The organism is Streptomyces sp. R44, assembly GCF_041053105.1.
Lineage (GTDB): Bacteria > Actinomycetota > Actinomycetes > Streptomycetales > Streptomycetaceae > Streptomyces.
In genome coordinates, this window is the sequence record NZ_CP163444.1 from 1,132,274 (window position 1) to 1,152,765 (window position 20,492).

Genomic DNA, 20,492 nt, shown 5'->3' on the forward strand with positions numbered 1-20,492 from the left:
GCCTCCGGCGTGCCCCCGAGCCTGAACACCCCGACCTACGACTCCCGAGGAATCGCATGACCACCTTCGAGACTTCCCGTACCTCCGTCGAGATCGACTCCCAGCCGGACACCTGGCGCCGTGCCGCCGAGGCGGTCGCCTCCTTCTCCGACGCCCTGCCGCGCCGGGGTGAGCGCGTCGCCGTCGTCGGCTGCGGCACCTCATGGTTCATGGCCCACGCCTACGCGGAGTTGCGCGAAGCGGGCGGCCACGGCGAGACCGACGCCTTCGCGGCCTCCGAGTTCCCGCACGGCCGGAGCTACGACCGCGTCCTCGCGATCACCCGCTCCGGCACCACCACCGAGGTCCTCGACCTGCTGGACCGGGTCAGGGGAACCGTGGCCACCGGGGCCATCACCGCCGACCCGGCGACCCCCGTCATGACGGCCGCCGACGCCGTCGCGGTCCTCGACTTCGCGGACGAGCAGTCCGTCGTCCAGACCAGGTTCGCCACCACGGTCCTCGCGCTCCTGCGGGCGCACCTCGAAGCCGAGGACGCCCTGCCGGCGGGTGTACGCCCGCTGGCCCAGGCAGCCCGGGACGCCGAACGAGCCATCGCGGAACCTCTCGACCCGGCCGTCTGCGGCGCCGAGCAGTTCACCTTCCTCGGCACCGGCTGGGCCTACGGGCTCGCCCTCGAAGCCGGACTCAAGATGCGCGAGGCCGCGGGGGCCTGGACCGAGGCGTACCCGGCCATGGAGTACCGCCACGGCCCCATCAGCATCACCGGCCCCGGCCGGGTCGTCTGGCTCTTCGGCGCCGCACCGCAGGGCCTCGCCGACGACATCGCCCGCGTCGGCGGTCTGTACTCCGCCGGGTCCGGCGACGGACCCGGCACCCTCGACCCGCTCGCCGACCTGATCCGGGCCCAGCGCCTGGCCGTCCGCCTCGCCGAGGCCCGCGGCTACGACCCGGACCGTCCTCGCAACCTGACCCGCTCGGTGATCCTCGACGGCCCCGGAGCCTGATTCCCGCCGTTGCCGCCCCCTCGCGGCGGGTGCGGTGGCCACCGCCGTCCACCGCACCCGCTGCCTCCGTCACCTCTTCATGGAGAACTCCCATGCCCCTGACCCCCACCGAGGCCGTCGTCGGCCCCGCCCGCGCCGCGAACACCGGTGTCGGCGCGTTCAACGTCGTCCAGATCGAACACGCCGAGGCGATCGTCGCCGGGGCCGAGCGGGCCGGCCTGCCGGTCATCCTGCAGATCAGCGAGAACACGGCCCGCTACCACGGCGCCCTCGCCCCCCTCGCCCTCGCCACGCTGGAGATCGCCCGTGCCGCCACCGTCCCGGTGGCGGTCCACCTGGACCACGCCGAGTCCGCCCAGCTCGTCCAGGAGGCCGTCGACCTCGGCTTCACCTCGGTCATGTTCGACGCCTCGAAACTGCCGTACCAGGCGAACCTCGCCGCCACCCGCATGATCACCGACCACTGCCACCGGGCCGACGTCTGGGTCGAGGCGGAGCTCGGCGAGGTCGGTGGCAAGGACGGCGCCCACGCCCCCCACGTCCGTACGGACCCGGCCGAGGCCCGCGCGTTCGCCGCGGCGACGGCGGTGGACGCGCTCGCCGTCGCCGTGGGCAGCTCGCACGCCATGATCATCCGGGACGCCGTGCTCGACCTCGATCTGATCGCCCGTCTGAAGGACTCCCTGGACATCCCGCTCGTCCTGCACGGCTCCTCCGGGGTCGACGACTCGGACCTCGCGAAGGCCGTCGCCGCCGGCATGACGAAGGTGAACATCTCCACCCACCTCAACCAGCTCTTCACCCGCACGATCAGGGAACGGCTCCAGGCCGCACCGGCGGTCGCCGACCCGCGGAAGTACCTGGGTCCGGCGCGTGAGGCGGTGGCCGAGGAGGTGTCACGACTGCTGCGCGTCCTCGCCGGCCACTGATCCGGAGGGGTACGACGCGAGGCGGGCCCGGACGTTGTCCGGGCCCGCCTCTGTCATGGCCGTCTGAACCGGCGTGTCAGCCGATGGTCCAGCGCTGCAGCGCCGATCCGCTGTCGGGCTGCTGGGCGACGAGTGCGCCGTTGGCCGTCGAGGCGGTGGTCAGCAGGAGACCGCTCTTGACCGATGCCACGGTGCTGGTCCCGCCGGAGACCGGCGTGACCCGCCACCGCTGGTTGGTGCCGCCGGTGCACGTCCACTGGACGACGGGGGCGCCTGCGGACAGAGAACCGCCGCTGACGTCGACGCAGAGTCCGGAGGCGACGTTGACCAGGGTGTAGGAGCCGTCCGACTGCTGGGTGAAGGTCCACTTCTGGTTGTTGCCGCCGTGCAGGGCCCAGGTGTCGAGCCGCGTGCCCGCAGTCGTGGAGCTGCCGGGCACGTCCAGGGCCTGTCCGCCGGAGGCGAGGGTGTGGACGCCGTTCAGGCTGCCGCCGGAAGAGCTGGTCCAGGGGACGTCGGGCGCGGCGTAGTAGCCGATTCCCGCCGCGGTCCAACGCGGTCCGTGGGTGCCCAGACGGCGGCTGAAGTCGGTCCAGTCGTGGGTGGACTGGGGCGACCAGCCGATCTCGGCGACGGCGGGCAGACGCGGGTACGTCATGTACTCGGCGTACACCTTCGGTTCGGGGAACTGGCTGGTGGACTGGGGCAGGCTGTCGCTGCCCGCGTAGGCGCGGTCGGCCCACAGGGCCGCTTCGACGCCGGCGATGCGGTCGGCCGGGACGAGCGAGCCGGTGCCGTTGGTCTTGGCCGTCGAGGTGGAGGGGTCCCAGTCGTAGGCCTTGCTCACCGGGACGTAGCCCTGCCAGGAGAGCCCGTACGGCGTCGACGCGTCGTACTTCATGTCGAGGTACGCGTGGTCCGAGGGCGACATGACGAACTTGGCGTTCTGCTGGACGGCGTTGCGGACGAACTGGATGTCCGCGGTCTCATTGCCGGTGCCGATGGTGGCCCGGTCGTCGGCGTCACCCCACCACTGCATGATGCTGTTGGCGGGGATCGTCGACTGTCCGAGCTGGTGCCACGCCATCACGGTCTTGCCGCGCGCGGTCGCGGCCGCGGTGGCCGCGGAGACGTAGGCGTTGTACTGGGACGAGGTGGCCTGCGGCGTCTCGTCGCCACCGAGGTGGACGTACGGTCCGGGCGTCATCGCCGCCACGGTGTCGATGACCGTGCTGAGGAAGCCGCTGACGTTGGATATGTGCTGGGCGTCGCTCAGACAGTAGAGGCTGATGCCCACTTCGAAGCCCGAGTACGGCTTGATCGCCTTGTTGTCGCAGTTGAGGTTGGCGACGGACGCCAGCGCGGCGCTGGTGTGGCCGGGGCCGTCGATCTCGGGGACGACGGTCATGAAGCGGGACTTGGCGTAGGCCACGATCTCCTGGTACTCCGCGGCGGAGTAGTACCAGGTGGTGCCGCCGGTGAAGCCGCTCTGCGTGCTCGCGCCGATCGTGGTGAGGCTCGGTATGGCCCCGATCGCGATGCGCCAGCCCTGGTCGTCCGTCAGGTGCAGGTGCAGGGTGTTGATCTTGTAGGCCGCAGCCTGGTCGATGTACCTCTTGAGCTGGGACATCGGGAAGTACCGTCGGGCCACGTCCAGCATGACGCCGCGGTAGGCGTACCGGGGGGTGTCCGAGATCTGCACGGGGGCGACGGTCCAGGGGCCCGGCTTGACCGTGGTGGACTCGATGGCCGCCGGCAGCAGCTGGCGCAGGGTCTGCACCCCGCGGAACAGGCCCTGCGCTCCGTGCGCGGTCACCGTCACGCCGGTGCTGGTCGACGACAGGGTGTAGCCCTCGTCGCCGAGGCTGGAGGGGCCGTTGGCGTCGAGGACGATGGACTGGCTCCCGGACGGGGCGGTCGAGGTCACCGGCAGGGTGTAGCCGGTCGCCGGGGCGAGCAGCGTGGCGAGGTACGAGCCCACGCCCGCGGCATCGGGGTCGCTGGACGGGACGACGTTCACCGGCGTCTGCGCGGTGAGGGCGAAGCCGCTGCCGGTCAGGTTGGTCTGTGAAACGGGCTGGGGTACGACGGCCGGGGCGGTGGACTCGGCGACCGCGGCCGATGCGGCCGTGGCCGTGCCCATCGTCGGCAGGGGCGCGGCGAGCGCCAGGGTGAGGGCGGCGAGAGTGGAGAGGTTCCTTCTCCGCCGGCGCGTTGAGCGCATGGAGGACTCCTTCGTCGGAAGGGGACGCACACCTATGGGCGTGGATGAGTGCACGCATCACGCCAGGAGTGCGGCGACGACACAAAGAAGACAGTCGAGAACAGCGATCGTGCGCAGTTATGCAAGATCTAGCCCACTGTCGAGCACTTTCGAACGAACCGTTGCAGTAGCGGGGCGCGGCGGTCAAGGCTTACCGGGGCGTAGCTTCCTTCCCGCGGTCGCGCCCGCCGGCGTCGGGGCAGGAAAGGAAGCCGGGAGTGCCGTGACACACTCCCGGCTTCCGTCCCGTCCGAGGTGTCAGGAGGTCAGGGCGACCTGGTCGACCGTCCAGAAGGCGCTGTTGGTGCCCGTGTAGCGGAAGGACAGCCGGGCGGTGGTGGCGCCTGCCGGGACGGCGACGGTGAGGTTCTCGAAGGCGTTGCGGTCCGCGCGGTAGGACTGCAGGAGCTGCCGGGGGCCGCCGTCGAAGGAGATGTAGACGTCTCCGGTCTGCGGGCCGTCCACCTTGTAGTTCGTCGCGTACGAGACGGTCGCCGACGCACCGCCGGTCACGGGGAAGGCCGGGCTGACGAGGGTGGAGTCGAACTGTCCGGCGCCGTGGGCCTTGTCGTCCCACTCGTCGGAATCGGCGACGGCGAAGACGTTGCGCGCCCGGACGTTGGTCTCACGGCCCTGGTCGAGGGCCGCGTTGGTCCAGAACTCGTCGGTCGCGAAGGACCAGCCGCGCCACTCGGTCACGCCGCCTGTGGGCATGGCGGAGTTGTCGATGGTCCAGCCGGTGGGCGCGGTGGTCGTCCAGCCCTTGAGGGTGGAGGGCAGGGCGAGTTCGTCGACCCGGGTGTTCAGGGAGGGACGAAGGGCGTCGAAGGCGTCGGGCGTGATGGCGCCGATCGCCTTGCCGTCGAGCTGCCACGCCGGGTTGGGGACGACCCCGAGGTGGGAGAGGACGGTCGGGGCGACGTCGGTGACCTTGACGTCGTAGCGGACCGAGCCCGGCGTGAAGCCGGCACCCTGCGCGATGACGAAGGTCTGGCGCTCGGCGGGGGTGTTTCCGCCGTGGCCTCCGGCGGGCTTGTGGCCGTGGTCGGCGGTGATGACGATCTGCCAGTCCTCGTCGGCGTACGTGGCCCGGGAGGTGACGGCGTCGAGTATCTGGCCGACCTCGGTGTCCGCGGTTTCGAGGGCGTTCAGGTAGGCCTGGGACTCGGTGCCGTAGGTGTGGCCGGCGTGGTCGACGTCGTCGAGGTGGACGAAGGTGGCGTCCGCGTCGGTGGTCTTGAGCCTGGAAACGGCGGTCGTGGTGGTGTTGGCGTCGCTGACACCCCCGAGGCGGGTGTCGACCGCGGGTCCGAAGACGGTGTTGGGGATCGCAGCCCAGGTGCCCACGACCAGGGTGTTGAGCGCGGGGTTGGCGCCCTCCAGCCGGGTGACGTAGTCGGGGTAGAGGTCGAAGCGGGCGCCGGTGAAGTTGTTGTCGAGGACCTTGTGCTTGTCGGGCCACGTGCCGGTGGCGATGGTCGACCAGCCCGGGCCCGACAGGGTGGGAGCCATCGGGTTCGCGTAGAGGTTGCTGGTGGCCGTCATGCCGGCCGCCATGAGGCCCTGGACCCTGGGCATCTTCGCCTGCGCGAACTTGGCGAAGGTCGCACCGTCGATGCCGATCACCAGCGACTTGGGGCGCTTGGTGACCGCGGCGGTGGACGAGCCCGCCGCCTTGGTGCCCGCGGCGTGGGCGGAGGCGGCGAGCGGCAGCATGGCCACCGCGACGGTGCCCACGAGGGCAGCGCGAACAGAGGGGGAAAGGTGCACGAGATCTCCTTGGAGAGGACCTGCGAGTCAGCGCCCGGGCCGTCATGGCCGGGCGCTGACGAGACTGAAACCAACCAAGGATCAACAGGTTTCCACAGAATCCCTCAGAGATGAACAGTAAGTAACTCCTGGATCAGACCCGTTACACTTCCGTGATCATGCAATGGCGCTTGTATACGACGCGCGCGCAGACGACCGGCGCGTAGACGACGGGCGCCCCTCCACCGTGAAGGTGGAGGGGCGCCCGGAAGGACTGCCGCCGTCAGGCGATGGTCCGCTCCCACTGCTGGTTCTGCCCGCCGCTGCAGGTCCACTGGTCGATCTTGGCGCCGTCGGCGTACGAGTAGTCGGCGACATCCAGGCACTTGCCGCTGAGCCGGGCGACCAGCCGGCTGTAGCCGGCGTCACCCGTCGGCTCGACCTTCCAGTGCTGCGACTTCGCGGAGCCGCAGGTCTTCTGGATGACCAGGGCGCCGTCCTCGGTGGACGCACCGCTCACTTCCAGGCACTTGCCGCTGTTGCGGGCCATGATCTGGACGTAGCCGCTGGTGCCCACGTTCCTGAACCAGTACTGCTGGTTGATGTCCCCACCACAGCCCCACTGGATGATCGGGGCGCCGTCGGCGGAGTCGAAGTTGGAGACGTCCGCACACTTGCCGCTGTGGCGGACCGACAGCGTCTCCCAGATCACGTTCATGCCGGTCACCTTTCCGGCCGCGGCATCGATCGTGACCTTGGGCGAGTAGTCCATGGTCATGGTGGTCTTGGTGGGGAACTTCAGCGGAAGCCAGACGTACTGGGAGTCCTGCACCATGCCGCCCATGGAATTGCCCCACCGGTCGCCCATGTAGAGGTACGACGTGCCCGACGTGCCCTGCACCGGGAGGACGTAGGCCGTCTGGCTGCGGTAGGTGGTGGAGTTGCCGACGTCCTTCAGGCCGCTCCAGGTGCCGCCGACGCTCGTGGCGGTGCCGTACTTCTGCTGGTTGGGCGCCCAGCCTGTCGCGCCTGAGGTGAGCAGGAAGTAGACGCCGCTGCGCTTGAACATCGCGGGGGCCTCCCGCGACTGCCCCGCCCACAGCTTCTGCACCTGGGCGTCGATGCCCGTGTAGTCCGCGGTCAGCCGGTAGACGTGCAGGTCCCTGTTCTCGTTGGCCGCGGAGATCATGTACCCCGTGCCGTCGGTGTCGACGAACGTGGTGATGTCACGCGACATGTGACCCAGCGGACGGAAGCTGCCGCGCCAGGAGTAGTCGCCGTCCACCGTCGAGGAGACCGCCACCGCCGCACGCGCCTCCGAGTAGTCCGAGGCGCTTCCCTCCTTGTGCATCCACATCACGAACTGCCCGGTCGAGGCGTTGAACATCACCTTCGGCCGCTCGATGTTCGCGCCCTGCAGCTCCGGATCCGTCGCCTGGCTCAGCACGTGGTTGCGGAACTCCCACGTCTTCAGATCGGTGGAGCGGTAGGCCGACACGTACTGGAAACTGTTGTCGGCATTGCGGTCCTCGCCGAACCAGTAGTAGTACTCGCCCACCTTCACGACCCCGCCGCCATGGGCATGGACGGGATTGCCCGTCGGGTCGGTGAACTGAGTGGCGTTGTCGATGCTCACCGACGCGGCACGAGCCGTGCCCACGGCACCGAAGAGGGACAGGAGGAGCGCGGACAGAACGGCGAAGACCGCCGATGCCCCGGTTCTTTTACGCGACATGATCACTTGCCTCTTGCTGTGGGGAACCCGACACGTCCGGGTCGGCCGCCCGTGGCGAACCCGATGTGTCTGCGAGGGGTGGGGTGACTGGATGCGTACGGAGGAGATGTACGCGAAGGCGATGCCCGACCGGAGGCCATGGATGCGGCAGTGACGGTCGGGGCGACGCAACCCGTGCGCGGAGGGAGGTGGCCGCCGTGTTACGGCGGCGTGTCACCTCTTGTTGTTTGCGTTAACGCGGGGTGTTGGGAAGAGTGTGAAAGCACGGCGAGGGACTGTCAAGAGACCTCATCGGAGGCACGCGGGGCCAGTGGGCAGCGGTACGTCGCCACTTCTTCACGCGGGAGCCGTTACCGTCGGTCCACTCGCCGATCGCCTTGCCGATCCATGGTCGAATCCCGTTCTCCACCCCTGGACCGACGACCCCGCCCTCGCGCCCGAGCGCCGTTGAGCCTGATTGCATGCCATGGGCACGGATCGCGCTTCCCGGCACTTGGCGCTGCCCGCCTCCGCGCTCGCCCCTGCCCGCGCCGTAGCCTGGGCGCCCGCCCGGTGACGCCTCCGGAGGGGCGGTCACGTTCGGGCACGGAAAGGGAGACGCCCGATGGAACAGCAGCCGGTGACGATGAGCGAGGTGGCTCGTGTCGCCGGTGTGTCGGTGACCACGGTCTCCTATGTCCTCAGCGGCAAGCGGCCGGTGGCACCCGCTACGAGAGAGGCCGTCCAGGCCGCAGTCGCGCAGCTCGGCTTCCGTCTGAACACGGTGGCCCAGAGCCTGCGCACCGGCCGCTCCAGCACGGCGGCGTTGATCATCCCTGACATCGCCAATCCGTTCTACGCCGAACTGGCCAGGGGACTGCAGGACACGTTGCACGAGGAGCGGCTCCATGTCGTCGTCTGCAACACGAACGCGGATCGCGCGGAGGAACTGTCCTACCTCGACGACCTGCTCAAGCGCCGCATCGACGGGGTCGTCATCACCCCGCAATGGCTGACACCGGACGACCTCGGCCCGCTCCGGGCCGCGGGGATCCCGGTCGTGATCAGCGCCGACAGCGGGCTGGACGATCCCGATCTCGATCTCGTGCGCGCCGATTCCCGCGAGGCGATCGACCAGGCGGTCGGGCATCTCGTACGGCAGGGGCACCGGCGACTCGGCATGGTCGTGGGGCCGTCGGGCACCCCGAACGGCGACCCCCGCCTCGCTCTCTTCCGTGCCGCCGCCCGTCGGCACGGCCTGGAGCTGCCGGCCGATCTGGTCGTCCGGGGGAAGCACACCCGCGAAACCGGCGCCGCCGGCCTTCGCCGACTGATGGCCCGCCCGCAGCCCCCGACCGCCATCGCCTGCGTCAACGACCGCTCCGCCATCGGCGTGCTGGAAGCAGCCGAGGAGATGGGAATCAAGATCCCGTCCGACCTGGCGTTGATCGGCCATGACGACATCGAGGTCGCCTCCCTGGTACGTCCCCGGCTCTCCACGATCCGCTATCCCGCCTACGAGGTGGGGGCGACGTGCGGGCGTCTGCTCCTGGAGCGCCTGGACGGTCGCGTCGACCCGGTCCAGGTCGCCCTGCGCACCAGGCTCGTCCTGCGCGAATCCGCCTGACCCTCGCCGCGTACGGGTTCCGTACCACCGGTCCGCCGGCTCACGGTCTCCCGCCGGTCGCCTCCGAGGGGCGGATCCATCATGCGAGACAACGGACTTGACAGCCTCCGGCGTCTTCGAACTACGGTTGCGCAACCGATTGCGCAATCGATTGCGCGACGCCCGGGTCCCCGACGGATCGGACCAGTCCGCCCGCTTCACAGCCACCCGAACCGATGGGAACCCTCATGTCGCACGAGCTGCCAGTCGACGACCACGACGCGCCCCGCATGGTGCTGCCGGCCCCGCGAACGCCTTCTCTCCGTGACGCACCCGTCCTCAAGTGGGGCGTGGTCGCACCGGGCTGGATCGCCAACTACTTCGTCGAGGCGCTGCAGAAGTACACCGACCAGAAGGTGGTGGCCGTCGGCTCACGAGACGCCGGGCGCGCCCGCGCGTTCGCCGACCGCTTCGGCATCCCCTCCGCCTACGGCAGTTACGCGGAACTGGTCGAGGACCGTGACGTGGACATCGTCTACATCGCGTCCCCGCACTCGGGCCACTTCGAGCAGGCGATGCAGGCGATCGACGCGGGCCGGCACGTGCTCGTGGAGAAGGCGTTCACGCGCAACGCCGGCGAGGCCGAGCAGTTGATCGAAGCGGCCCGCAAGCGGGGGGTGTTCCTCATGGAGGCCATGTGGACACGCTTCCTGCCGCACATCGACGTGGTCCGTCAGGTGGTCGCGTCGGGACTGCTCGGCGAGGTGCAGACCGTCATCGCCGACCATGGCCTCCGGGTCGATCCGGACCCGGGGCACCGCCACTACGCGCCCGAACTGGCCGGTGGGGCGCTCCTGGATCTCGGCATCTATCCGGTCTCCTTCGCCTGGATGGTGCTCGGACCGTTCGCCTCGGTCACCGCGGTGGGCACCAAGGCGTTCACCGGCGTCGACGGCCAGGCGTCGATCGTCGTGACCGGCGGTTCCGGGGCGCACGGCGTACTGAACACGACGGTCTTCGCCCGTACTCCGACCACGGCGTCGGTCTCGGGAACCCGTGCGCGTCTGGAGATCGACGGCCACTTCTACGGACCGGCCGAGGTCCGCCTCATCGGCCGGGACCACGAGCTCCTCGACACCTTCGTCCCCGACCTGCTCGACGGCGGTCTCTGCTACCAGGCCGCCGAAGCCGCGCGGTGCATCGGTGCCGGACGGCTGGAGTCCGACCTGATGCCGCTCTCCGAGACATTGAGCATCATGCGTGTCCTGGACGGCGTCCGCCGCGATCTGGACGTGTCGTTCCCCGGCGAGTGAGGGGCGGTGGCACCGTGCTTGCGCGCCGTGCCACCGGTCCCGTTCCGTCGTTCACCCGTTGATGGCCTTGTCCCAGTTCTTCCTCACCGTATACAGGGCCTTGGTCAGCTGCGGGTCGGTGGGAAAGGTCGGCGGGCCGCCCTCGACCGTCGGCAGCCGCGCCGCCTTGTCCTTGTCGAGAGTGCCGTCCTTCGCCATGACGTCCATGAGCACGGGGCGGGCGTAGCCCGTCAGTCGCAGGTTCTGTCCGTGTGTGCTCGCGAGGTACTCCTGCCACAGGCGCGCGGCCGCCGGATGCGGAGCGTACTTGTTGACCGCCTGGGCGTAGTACTGCGAGAAGCTTCCGTCGAAGGGGATGGACACCTTCCAGCGCACAGCGGTGCCCCGCAGCTCGTCGATGTGCCGGAGGTTCAGGAAGTCCCACTCGATGCTGATGGGGGTCTCGCCGCGGACGATCGCCGCGGGGTTGGGGTTGCCGCGGTTGTAGTTTCCGACGTCGTCGAGTTTCGCGAAGAAGTCGATGCCCGGCTGGATGTCGTCGAAGGAGCCTCCGTTGGCCAGGGCGGCCGCGTACACGCCGGCGAAGGCCGACCCGGCCGTCGTGGGGTTGCCGTTGAGCGCGACCATCCCCCGGTACTCGGGCTTGAGCAGATCGGCGAAGGAGACGGGGCAGACAGGGACCCGGTTGTTGTCACAACCGATGGACACATAGCCGCCGTAGCTGTTGAACCAGGCGCCGTTCGGGTCCTTCTGGTTCGCCGCGATGCTGTCCCAGTCGGTGACCCGGTAGGGCGCCAGCAGGCCCTGGCGCGCGCCTGCCTGGGCGAAGGCGTCTCCGAGGTCGAGCACGTCGGGGGCGCTAGCCTTGCCGCGGCTCTTCCTGATGTCGTCGAGCTCCTGCTGGCTCGACCCGAACGGGTTGCTGTTGACGATCTTGATGCCGTACTTCTGTGTGAAGCCGTCCATCAGGCCGCCGTAGTTCGCCCAGTGGCGCAGCAGGGTCGTCGTGTGGAGCGTGCCCTCCTTCTGTGCCGCCTTGACCAGCGCGTCCATGCCACCGGCTTCCTCGGCGGAGCCGGCCACGGCAGGGGGCACGACCCGTACCGGCTCGCTCTTCTCCCCGCACGCGCCGAGGCCCAGCACCATGACACAGAGGGAGGCCGTCAAGGCGGCGGCACGTGTTCGGGGAGGTACGACCACGGCGTCTCCGCAAGGACCAAAGGCGACAATCGGGCATTTCTTACCTTACTCGGGCGGTCTCGGGGTGTCCGGGTGGAGTGTGCCGGCCGCCACGCGATCTCCACCGGCGGCGCTCACAGCTCCACGTCGTCCCACTGGCTGAGGATGTCCTCCTCCCCCAGCGCGTCCAGGTCGGGTCCCGCGTCGATACCGATCGCCTGGGCGGCCCAGATGGTCTTCCCTCGCGGGGAGTAGCGGGTGCCCCACTTCTCGGCGTACTGGGCGACGAGGAAGAGGCCGCGGCCTCCTTCGTCGGTGTCGCTGGCACGCCGGATGTACGGGGCGGTGCTGCTTCCGTCGGAGACCTCGCAGACCAGGGAGCTGCTGTACAGCAGCCGCACCTTGATGGGTTCGAGGCCGTAGCGGACGGCGTTGGTGATCAGTTCGCTGAGGATGAGTTCGGTACCGAAGGCGATGTCGTCCAGGCCCCACTCCGCCAGTTTGCGGGCGCATGCGTTGCGGACCGGGCTCACGGCCGCCGGGTCGCGCGGCACGTCCCATTCGGCGACCCGGTGGGGGTCCAGGCGGCCGACGCGCGCCACGAGGAGTGCGACGTCGTCGCCCGATCCCGCGGGCAGCATCGTGTCGACGACGGCGGTGCAGGTCTCTTCCGGCGTGCGGTCGGGCCCGGTGAGGGCGGCACGGAGGGCGTCCAGGCTCTCGTCGGGGTCCCGGGTGCGGTCCTCCAGGAGGCCGTCGGTGTAGAGCACGAGCCGGGAGCCTTCCGGCAGGGTCGTCCGGGTGGTCTCGACGGGCATGCCGGCCCCGAGGCCGAGCGGCGGGGAGACCGGGGATTCCAGGAACTCCACGCCTCCGTCGGGGCGGACGACCGCCGGCGGCAGGTGCCCCGCCGTGGCCACGGTGACCTCACCGGAGACGGAGTCGTACACGACGCACAGGCACGTGGCTCCGGTGATCGTCTCTCCCCACTCCTCGGAGGACTCGTCCTGGGTGTCGAGGAGGGCCACGAGTTCGTCCAGGTGCCGGATCAGTTCGTCCGGGGACAGGTCGAGCGCCGAGAAGTTGTGTACGGCGATGCGCAGTCGGCCCATGGTGGCCGCGGCGTGCAGACCGTGACCGACGACGTCGCCCACGACCAGAGCCACCCGGGCGCCGGGCAGCGGGATCACGTCGAACCAGTCGCCCCCCACTCCGGACTCCGCGGGCAGATACCGGGAAGCCACCTCGAGCGCCTCGTCGTCGGGGAGGCTGCGCGGCATCAGGCTGCGCTGCAGGGTGACGGCCATGGCGTGCTCGCGGGTGTAGCGGCGGGCGTTGTCGATGGAGACCGCGGCCCTGTTCGCCAGTTCCTCGGCGAAGGACAGATCCTCGTCCGAGAACGGCGTGGAGGCGTCCGACCGCCAGAAGTTCGCCACCCCCAGGACCACTCCCCGCGCGCGCAGCGGTACGACCGCCAGGGAGTGGATGCCGTAGTGGAGGATCCGCCGGGCCCGTTCCTCGTCCTGGGCGCGCCATCCGGTCGAGGAGGCGAGATCGGGCACCACCACGGAGCGACCCTCCCTGACGCTGGTGTCCACCGGCGTTCCGGGGATGAAGTGGATGAGCTCTCCGGAGGGGTAGAGAGGGTGCCCCTCGGTGATGCCGGCCATGGCTGTCCGGCGCAGTTCGGTGCTCGCCCCGGCGGGTTCCTCGCCCTTCAGGACGGGGTCCAGGAGTTCGACGGTGGCGACGTCCGCGAACCCGGCGGAGGCCACCTCCGCCAGTTCCTCGGCGGTACGCACGACGTCCAGGGTCGTGCCGACGCGTACTCCGGCGTCGTAGAGCAGGGTCAGCCGCTCCCTCGCCACCTCGGCGCGCCCGGCCAGGGAGCGCAGCTCGGTGGTGTCCCGCAGGGTCACCACGCTTCCCTGCTGGCCGCTGAAGGGCACCGTGGTCCGTTTGTTGAGGGCGAGGAGACGGTCCGCGGCCAGATGCACCTCGTCGGTGGCGATCCGGTCCGACGCCAGGAGGCCCGTGAGGGAGGCGTCGAGGCCCAGGTCCGTGACGCGGCGCCCCTCCGCGTCCGCCGGGAGGTCGAGGAGCCGGCGCGCCTCGTCGTTGGCGAGCAGCAGCCGGCGGTCCCGGCCGGTGATGAGCACTCCCTCGCGAACGGCGTGCAGGACCGCGTCGTGGTGTTCGTACATCCGGGTCATCTCCGCCGGGCCCAGGCCGTGGGTCTGGCGGCGCAGCCGCTGGCTCACCAGGCCCGTGCCGAGGGCGACGAGGGCGAGTGCACCGGCCGCGCTGCCCAGGAAGACGGGCAGCTGCTGGTTCACCGAGTCCTTGACCTTCTCGACCGTCACCGCCGCGGACACGATGGCGACCACGTTGCCCTTGGCGTCCTTGACGGGGGCCGCCGAGACCACGGAGCGGCCGAGAGCGCCCTGGAAGGTGCGAGTGAAGGGCCGGCCGGCCGCTGCTTCGGCGTAGGGGCCGATGACGTGCTTGCCGAGCTGAGTGGGGTCGCTGTGGGTGAGGGTGATTCCGTCGAGCCCGTACACGATCAGGGCGTCGATGCCGGAGGCCTTGCGGGCCCCTTCGGCCAGGGGCTCGAGCTCGATCGTCGGAAAGTCGCTCTGCAGTGACCGCACGAGGCCCGGAGCGTGAGCGAAGGACTCGGCGGCGGCGATGGTCCGGTGCCGGGCGTCGGTCATGGTGTCGCGGCGCGCCTGCACGACGATCGCCACGACCGCGGCGGCGACGAGGAGGATCACGAGAGCCAGCTGGAGAAGGAAGACCTGGCGGGCGACACTGCGTGTGGTCAGCCACGACCTGAGGCGCCGCAGGCCCCTTACCGCACTTTCGAGGGGATCACTCATGTCGTGACCCTTTTCTCCACTCATGCTCCATATTTATCCCTTTTCGGCTCACGCCTGGCAAGCATGAGATGGCACGCCTCACTCGCTGTGATCTGCGACCACGGCGCGTTGCGCGCGTACCAGGATGTCCGCCCGCGGGAGCGGACCGCCCGGCCGGCGAGCGCCCCACCGGCGGTGCCGACCTCGTCGGGGGCACCGCCGGTGAGGAGCCGGGGCCGCTAGGAGGTGGCGAGCTGCTGGTTCGCCGCCGTGCTGCAGGTGTACTGGACGACCTCGGCGCCGTTCGCCGTCGAAACGCCGCTCACGTCCACGCACTTGCCGCTGTGGCGGGCCAGCAGGGTGAGGAACCCGTCGGACGATCGGTGCACCGACCACTGCTGGTTGGTCCCGCCGTTGCAGCCGTACTGGAAGACGATCGCGCCATCGGCGGTGGATTCGTTGGTGACGTCGAGGCACTTGCCGCTGTGCCGGGCGACGACGTTGACGTAGCCACCGCCCACGGGCCGCAGGGACCACTGCTGGTTGGTCGCGCCGCCGCAGGTGTACTGGACGACCTGGGCACCGTCCGCGGTGGAGGCGCCGCTGACGTCCAGACACTTGCCGCTGTGCCGCATGCGCAGGGGCGTCCAGGTGTCCGCGGCCACGGAGCGGAAGGTCCAGGACTGGTTGGACCCGGTCGTCGGACGGTACACGCCGACGGGAGCGCCGTCGCTCGTGGACTGGCCGCTGACGTCCAGGAGCTTGCCGCTGGCGCTGTTGACGAGGGTGTGGTGCCCGTCCCCGGTCGTGGACAGCATCCAGGCCTGCTCGGCGGAGGTGCCCGAGGGCACCAGGGCGAGCGTGTCACCCTGGGCCGCGAGCGCCTTGCCGCCGGCGACGCTCGTGATGCGGTAGGTGGCGGTGTTGCCCCAGTCGGCCGCGGCGAGCTTGGTGAACTTCCACTGCTGCGCCGTGGTGCCGGGGCTGGAGGTGCGCTGGACCAGCGTGCTCTGGCCGTTGCTCGTGGAGACGGCCAGGGCCTTGCCGCTGTTGTCGTTGAGCAGCTGCCGCGCCGCGCCGGTGGGAGCCGTGCTGTCGGAGACGTTCACGCCCGTCGCGCCGGGCAGGACGAAGGTGGTGACGGAGCCCGCACCCACGGTGGCGGTGAGCGTCTTGCCGACCGGGGTCAGGTCGCTCTCGCGCTGCAGGTTCTTGGTGCCGTCCGTGGTGTAGCGCTGGACGGCTCCCGTGCCCACGTTCTGGAATCCGCCGAGGTTCAGGGTGAGCCGCTGGGGCGCGCCGGTGGGGTTGGTGTGGACGACGACCGCGCCCTGACCCGCCGGTCGCAGGGCGGCGAAGGTGTCGGCGTTGTCGGTGTTGATGACGCGGGCACCCGGGCGGACGAACCGGGTGTAGTTCGCCATGGCCCAGTACTTCTTGTTCTTGCGCAGCGGCTCGGTGGCCGCGTCCGCGGGCGTGAAGTCGGTCTGAATGAGGCCCCAGTTGGAGTTCTCGTGCCCCGGGGTCATGTTCTCGTAGTCCTCGACGGCCTGCCACAGGACCCAGGCGCGGGGTTCCAGTTCGCGGAAGTCCTCGTTGACGTGCTGGGTGAGGTCGAGGGCGGGGCTCATGTCGGTGAAGCTCTGCCCGACGCTGCCGCCCAGGTCCACCTCGGACATCCACAGCGGGGTGGCGGTCCCCTTGGCGATGTCACGGACTCCGGTCCGGCCGTTGGTGCCGTACGTGTGGGTGTTGAGCCTGCCGATGGCGGACTTGACCGCCGGGTCGTAGGTGTCCCAGTCCGCACGGAAGACGTCGGGGTTGGTCTCGTCCATGGCGGCGAGGGGAGTGGTGAGGCCGTCGGCGTTCAGCCGGGCGCGCATGGTGGTGATCATGCGCGCCTGGGAAGCGGGGTCCCAGTGCGAGCCTTCCTGCCGCCCGCCGGCGTGCCAGTAGTCGGTGCCCGGTTCGTTGACGGGGGAGAGCGAGTCGAAGGTGACACCGGTGGCGTTCTGGGCGCGCTTCAGGGCGCCGGAGAGGTACGCGGCGAACCGGTCGTACTGGTCGGAGCGGAGGTTGTCCTGCCAGCCGTTGGTCGCCCCGGAGACCAGGCCGCTGTTGGTCATGAAGTACGGGGCGGAGTTGGAGAAGGCCTCGAAGGTGTCGGCACCGCGCGCCTTGGCGGCGGTGAGCCACCAGCGCTGGTTGGCGTCGGCGTTCGGGTTCCAGTGGGCCGGGTTGTTCGGGTCCCACCAGTCGGGCGACTCGGGCCCGGGCCGGTTCCAGTAGCCGGGGACGGCCGCGCCGGCCCTCAGGTAGGGGGCGGTCTCGGGACTGTCGCCGCCGCCGATGTTGTAGCGGGCGATGGTGAAGCCGAGGCCGTCGGCACCGTAGAGGGCGTCCGCGAGGGCGTTGCGCTGGGCGTCCGGCCAGCCGCCGGTCACGTTGGCGAACCAGGCGAGGGCGGTGCCCCACCCCTGGAACGGCTGCTGCTGATAGCTGGGGTCGGGGCGGACGGTCACGGCCTGCTCGGTGCCCTCGGCCGCGGCCACGGAGGTCAGGGGCGTGAGGCTGGTCGTGAGGAGGGCGGCAACGGCGGCGGCGCCCAGGAGCGCGCCGGTGCGCACTCGGGTCGGGGGGCGTTCACGGGTGGAGCGCAAGGTCGGTCTCCCTGAGTCGGTCGTCGATCGCCGAGAGCGCCGCGGGCGGTCCGGCTGATGGTGCGGGACGAGTGGTCATGGGTGGGGCAGGCCCCGACGGGAGCCGGGGCCTGCCCGGTGCGGTCCGGGCGGCGGTCAGACAGCCGTGCGGAGCCACTTCTGGTTGAGGCCGGTGTTGCAGGTCCACTGGATGAGCGGGGTGCCGTCGCTCGTGGAGGTGTTGGTGACGTCGAGGCACTTGCCGCTCTGCACGGCGGCCAGCTGCACGGTGCTGCCGGAGCCGATCAAGCTCCACTGCTGGGCGGCCGTTCCGTCACAGGCGTACTGGACGATCGCGGCGCCGTCCGCGGTCGAACCGTCCCGCGCGGCCAGGCACTTGCCGCTGTACCGGGCCACGATCTGCACGCGGCCGTTGCCGGCGGACTTCAGCCAGAACTCCTGGTTGACGCTGCGGTTGCCGCAGGTCCACTGGATGAGGGCGGCGCCGTCGGCGGTGGAGCGGTCGGCCACGTCGGCGCACTTGCCGCTGTGCGAGGCGGTCAGCGTCTCCCACGTCCCGAGGCCCTGCACGGTCCCGGTGGCCGTGTCCACGGTGATCTGCGGGTAGTAGTCCATGGTCATGGTGGTCTTGGTGGGGAACTTCAGCGGGAGCCAGACGTACTGGGAGTCCTGCACCATGCCGCCCATGGAGTTGCCCCACCGGTCACCCATGTAGAGGTACGACGTGCCGGACGTGCCCTGCACCGGAAGGACGTAGGCCGTCTGCGAGCCGTAGGTGCTCCAGTCACCGACGTTCTTCAGGCCGCTCCAGGTGCCCGTGACGCTGGTGGCGGTGCCGTACATCTGCTGGTTGGGCGCCCAGCCCTTGGCGCCCGAGGTGAGCAGGAAGTACACGCCGTTGCGCTTGAACATGGCGGGGGCCTCCCGCGACTGGCCCGCCCACAGCTTCTGCACCTGCGCGGCGATGCCCGTGTAGTCGGCGGTGAGCCGGTAGACGTGCAGGTCGGCGTTCTCGTTGGCGGCGGAGATCATGTATCCCGTGCCGTCGGTGTCGACGAACGTGGTGATGTCACGCGACATGTGGCCCAGCGGACGGAAGCTGCCGCGCCATGAGTAGTTCCCGTCCACCGTCGAGGAGACCGCCACCGCGGCACGCGCCTCCGAGTAGTCCGTCGCGCTCCCCTCCTTGTGCATCCACATCACGAACTGCCCGGTCGAGGCGTTGAACATCACCTTCGGCCGCTCGATGTTCGCGCCCTGCAGCTCCGGATCCGTCGCCTGGCTCAGCACGTGGTTGCGGAACTCCCACGTCTTCAGATCGCTGGAGCGATAGGCCGACACGTACCGGAAGCTGTTGTCGGCATTGCGGTCCTCGCCGAACCAGTAGTAATACGCACCCACCTTCACGACCCCGCCGCCATGGGCATGGACGGGATTGCCCGCCGGATCGGTGAACTGGGTGGCGTTGTCGATGCTCACCGACGCGGCACGAGCCGTGCCCACGGCACCGAAGAGGGACAGGAGAACAGCACACAGTGCGGTGAGCACGGTGGCCGTCCCCGAGGATGTGCGTCGCATGATCGCGTACCTCGCGGTCTGAGGGGGAGGGAAGTGTCCGGTGGGGCGGATGGGGTAGGCGTGAGCGCACCTCCGGTGCAGGCTGCCTGCGTATACGGGGTGCACCGGCGACATCGCGTGCCGGCCGGAAGGTGACCGCCGGGTGGGGTCCGGCGTCGCCGACGAAAAGTGACCACCTCGTTACGCCGAGGTGTCGCCTTGCCATGTTCGCGTTAACTTGAGCGCTTGGGACGAGAGTGTGGAGAGGGCCGTGGGGGCTGTCAAGGATTCGGACAAGACTGTGCCGACGTTGACCTCACGGGGATGTTTGCGCCAACATAGGGACGGCGCCCTCCTCCGTACGGGCCGCCTTCGGTGCCTTCCGGCGGCAGATGGCGCGAGGGTGTCGGCATGGGTGTCGGACGACAGAACGCGGTCGCCCGATCACGGCCGGCTCGCCACCGGCCGCCCCGACACGGCGGCCCGCCCGCCGGGCATCACGACCTGAAGCCTTCTCCCCCTCCCGACCCTTCCGACTCTGCCGCGTCGGGCCCGCGAGAGCCCCTTCCGGCCACGTTCCCTCGCGCCCGGTCGGCATGACTCCCGTACCGTCCGCCCTCCTCCCCGGCCACGCCTCAGTGCTTCCTTCTCAGCGCTTCCGTCCGCGCGTGCGGGGGGCCGCCGTACTGTTCCGCTCCACCAACGCCGTCGCCACGAGGCGTACCCCCGTCACCGTCTCTCCCGCCAGCTCCTGCAGGACGGCGTCGACACACAGCGCTCCGACCTGGGCGAAGTCCTGGCGGACCGTGGTCAGGGGCGGGATGAAGGAGGCCGCCTCGGGGATGTCGTCGAATCCGACGACGCTGACGTCCTCGGGAACGCGCACACCGCGCTCGTGGAAGGCACGCAGCACACCGAGGGCCATCTGGTCGTTGGCCACGAACACCGCCGTGCAGGACTTCTCGTCGGCGAGCCTCAGGCCCGCCTCGTACCCCGACTCGGGGGTCCAGTCCCCGCGCAGCACGGGGGGCACCGTGCGCCCTTCCTCGCGCAGTGCCGCCTCCCACGCCTCGGCACGACGGCCCGCGGCGAAGGACTCCTCGGGTCCTGCGACATGCCACACCGTGCCGTGGCCGAGGTCGAGCAGATGCCGCACGGCGGAGCGGGCGCCCTGCCGCTGATCCGTGTCCACCACCGGGAAGCGCCCGGTGGCGTCCGAGTCCACCACGACCACCTTGACGTGCGGCGGCAGGGTGAGGGCAGCGGTGTCGAGCAGATGCACCTCCATGATCAGCACGACGGCGTCGACCGCCAGCTCGTCGAGCCGGGTGAACGCCCCCTTGACGTTCTCCTGGGTGGGGGCGTCGAGTGGGATCAGGGTGACCGCGTAGCCCGCGCGGGAGGCCGAGCTGGTGACCGCGTCCAGGGTTTTGACATTGCCCGTGGTGGTGAGCCCCCTGATGATGACGCCTATGGCTCGAAAGTCACCGCGCTTGAGAGCTCGCGCCGCGCTGTTGGGGCGGTATCCCAGCTCCTTCATCGCGGCGAGGACCTTCTCGCGGGTCGCCTCGACGACGGCCGCGTCACCGTTGGAGACGCGCGACACCGTCTGCGAGGAGACGCCCGCCCGCTGGGCGACGTCCGCCATGGAGACACG

At 70.1% G+C, this 20,492-nt stretch carries 12 protein-coding genes; 4 read left to right on the plus strand and 8 right to left on the minus strand.

Features of this window, described 5'->3' with window-relative positions:
- Nucleotides 1-56: 56 nt before the first annotated feature.
- On the plus strand, nt 57-1,007 hold the full coding sequence (locus tag AB5J54_RS05250; RefSeq protein WP_369142712.1) for an SIS domain-containing protein: 951 nt from the start codon (nt 57-59) through the stop codon (nt 1,005-1,007).
- Between the two features lie 92 nt (nt 1,008-1,099).
- Entirely contained in the window at nt 1,100-1,936 is an 837-nt protein-coding gene (locus AB5J54_RS05255) for a ketose-bisphosphate aldolase (protein WP_369142713.1), read from the plus strand.
- A gap of 76 nt (nt 1,937-2,012) precedes the next feature.
- On the opposite strand, the gene AB5J54_RS05260 is transcribed toward AB5J54_RS05255, so the two are convergent.
- From AB5J54_RS05260 to AB5J54_RS05270, 3 genes are all read right to left on the minus strand, one after another.
- Complete coding sequence (locus AB5J54_RS05260; RefSeq protein WP_369142714.1) at nt 2,013-4,160, minus strand: family 20 glycosylhydrolase; 2,148 nt, start codon at nt 4,158-4,160, stop codon at nt 2,013-2,015.
- A gap of 297 nt (nt 4,161-4,457) precedes the next feature.
- The gene (locus AB5J54_RS05265; RefSeq protein WP_369142715.1) at nt 4,458-5,969 is read right to left on the minus strand and encodes an alkaline phosphatase family protein; all 1,512 of its coding nucleotides are present in this window, start codon (nt 5,967-5,969) and stop codon (nt 4,458-4,460) included.
- A 262-nt stretch (nt 5,970-6,231) separates the two neighbouring features.
- Complete coding sequence (locus tag AB5J54_RS05270) at nt 6,232-7,683, minus strand: RICIN domain-containing protein (RefSeq protein WP_369142716.1); 1,452 nt, start codon at nt 7,681-7,683, stop codon at nt 6,232-6,234.
- 604 nt (nt 7,684-8,287) lie between these two features.
- Here AB5J54_RS05270 and AB5J54_RS05275 point away from each other — a divergent pair.
- Together AB5J54_RS05275 and AB5J54_RS05280 are read left to right on the plus strand one after the other, a co-directional pair.
- Nucleotides 8,288-9,289: a LacI family DNA-binding transcriptional regulator gene (locus AB5J54_RS05275; RefSeq protein WP_369142717.1), complete on the plus strand. Its 1,002-nt coding sequence runs from the start codon at nt 8,288-8,290 to the stop codon at nt 9,287-9,289.
- Nucleotides 9,290-9,516: 227 nt separating this feature from the next.
- Nucleotides 9,517-10,581, plus strand: coding sequence for a Gfo/Idh/MocA family protein (locus tag AB5J54_RS05280; protein ID WP_369142718.1), 1,065 nt, complete (start codon nt 9,517-9,519; stop codon nt 10,579-10,581).
- 51 nt (nt 10,582-10,632) lie between these two features.
- Here the strand turns inward: AB5J54_RS05280 and AB5J54_RS05285 are convergent, their stop codons facing one another.
- The 5 genes from AB5J54_RS05285 to AB5J54_RS05305 all read right to left on the minus strand — a co-directional run bounded on the left by AB5J54_RS05285 (nt 10,633) and on the right by AB5J54_RS05305 (nt 20,483).
- Nucleotides 10,633-11,727 carry an ABC transporter substrate-binding protein gene (locus tag AB5J54_RS05285; protein WP_369142719.1) on the minus strand — a complete coding sequence of 365 codons (1,095 nt, stop codon included), beginning with the start codon at nt 11,725-11,727 and terminating at the stop codon, nt 10,633-10,635.
- Between the two features lie 167 nt (nt 11,728-11,894).
- Nucleotides 11,895-14,639: a SpoIIE family protein phosphatase gene (locus AB5J54_RS05290; RefSeq protein WP_369142720.1), complete on the minus strand. Its 2,745-nt coding sequence runs from the start codon at nt 14,637-14,639 to the stop codon at nt 11,895-11,897.
- A 218-nt stretch (nt 14,640-14,857) separates the two neighbouring features.
- Nucleotides 14,858-17,278 (minus strand): RICIN domain-containing protein, encoded by a 2,421-nt coding sequence (locus AB5J54_RS05295; protein WP_369142721.1) that lies wholly within the window; start codon nt 17,276-17,278, stop codon nt 14,858-14,860.
- A gap of 135 nt (nt 17,279-17,413) precedes the next feature.
- Nucleotides 17,414-18,856 (minus strand): RICIN domain-containing protein, encoded by a 1,443-nt coding sequence (locus AB5J54_RS05300; protein WP_369142722.1) that lies wholly within the window; start codon nt 18,854-18,856, stop codon nt 17,414-17,416.
- Nucleotides 18,857-19,484: 628 nt separating this feature from the next.
- Nucleotides 19,485-20,483, minus strand: a complete 999-nt coding sequence (locus tag AB5J54_RS05305) for a LacI family DNA-binding transcriptional regulator (RefSeq protein ID WP_369149226.1) — start codon at nt 20,481-20,483, stop codon at nt 19,485-19,487.
- Nucleotides 20,484-20,492: the final 9 nt, after the last annotated feature.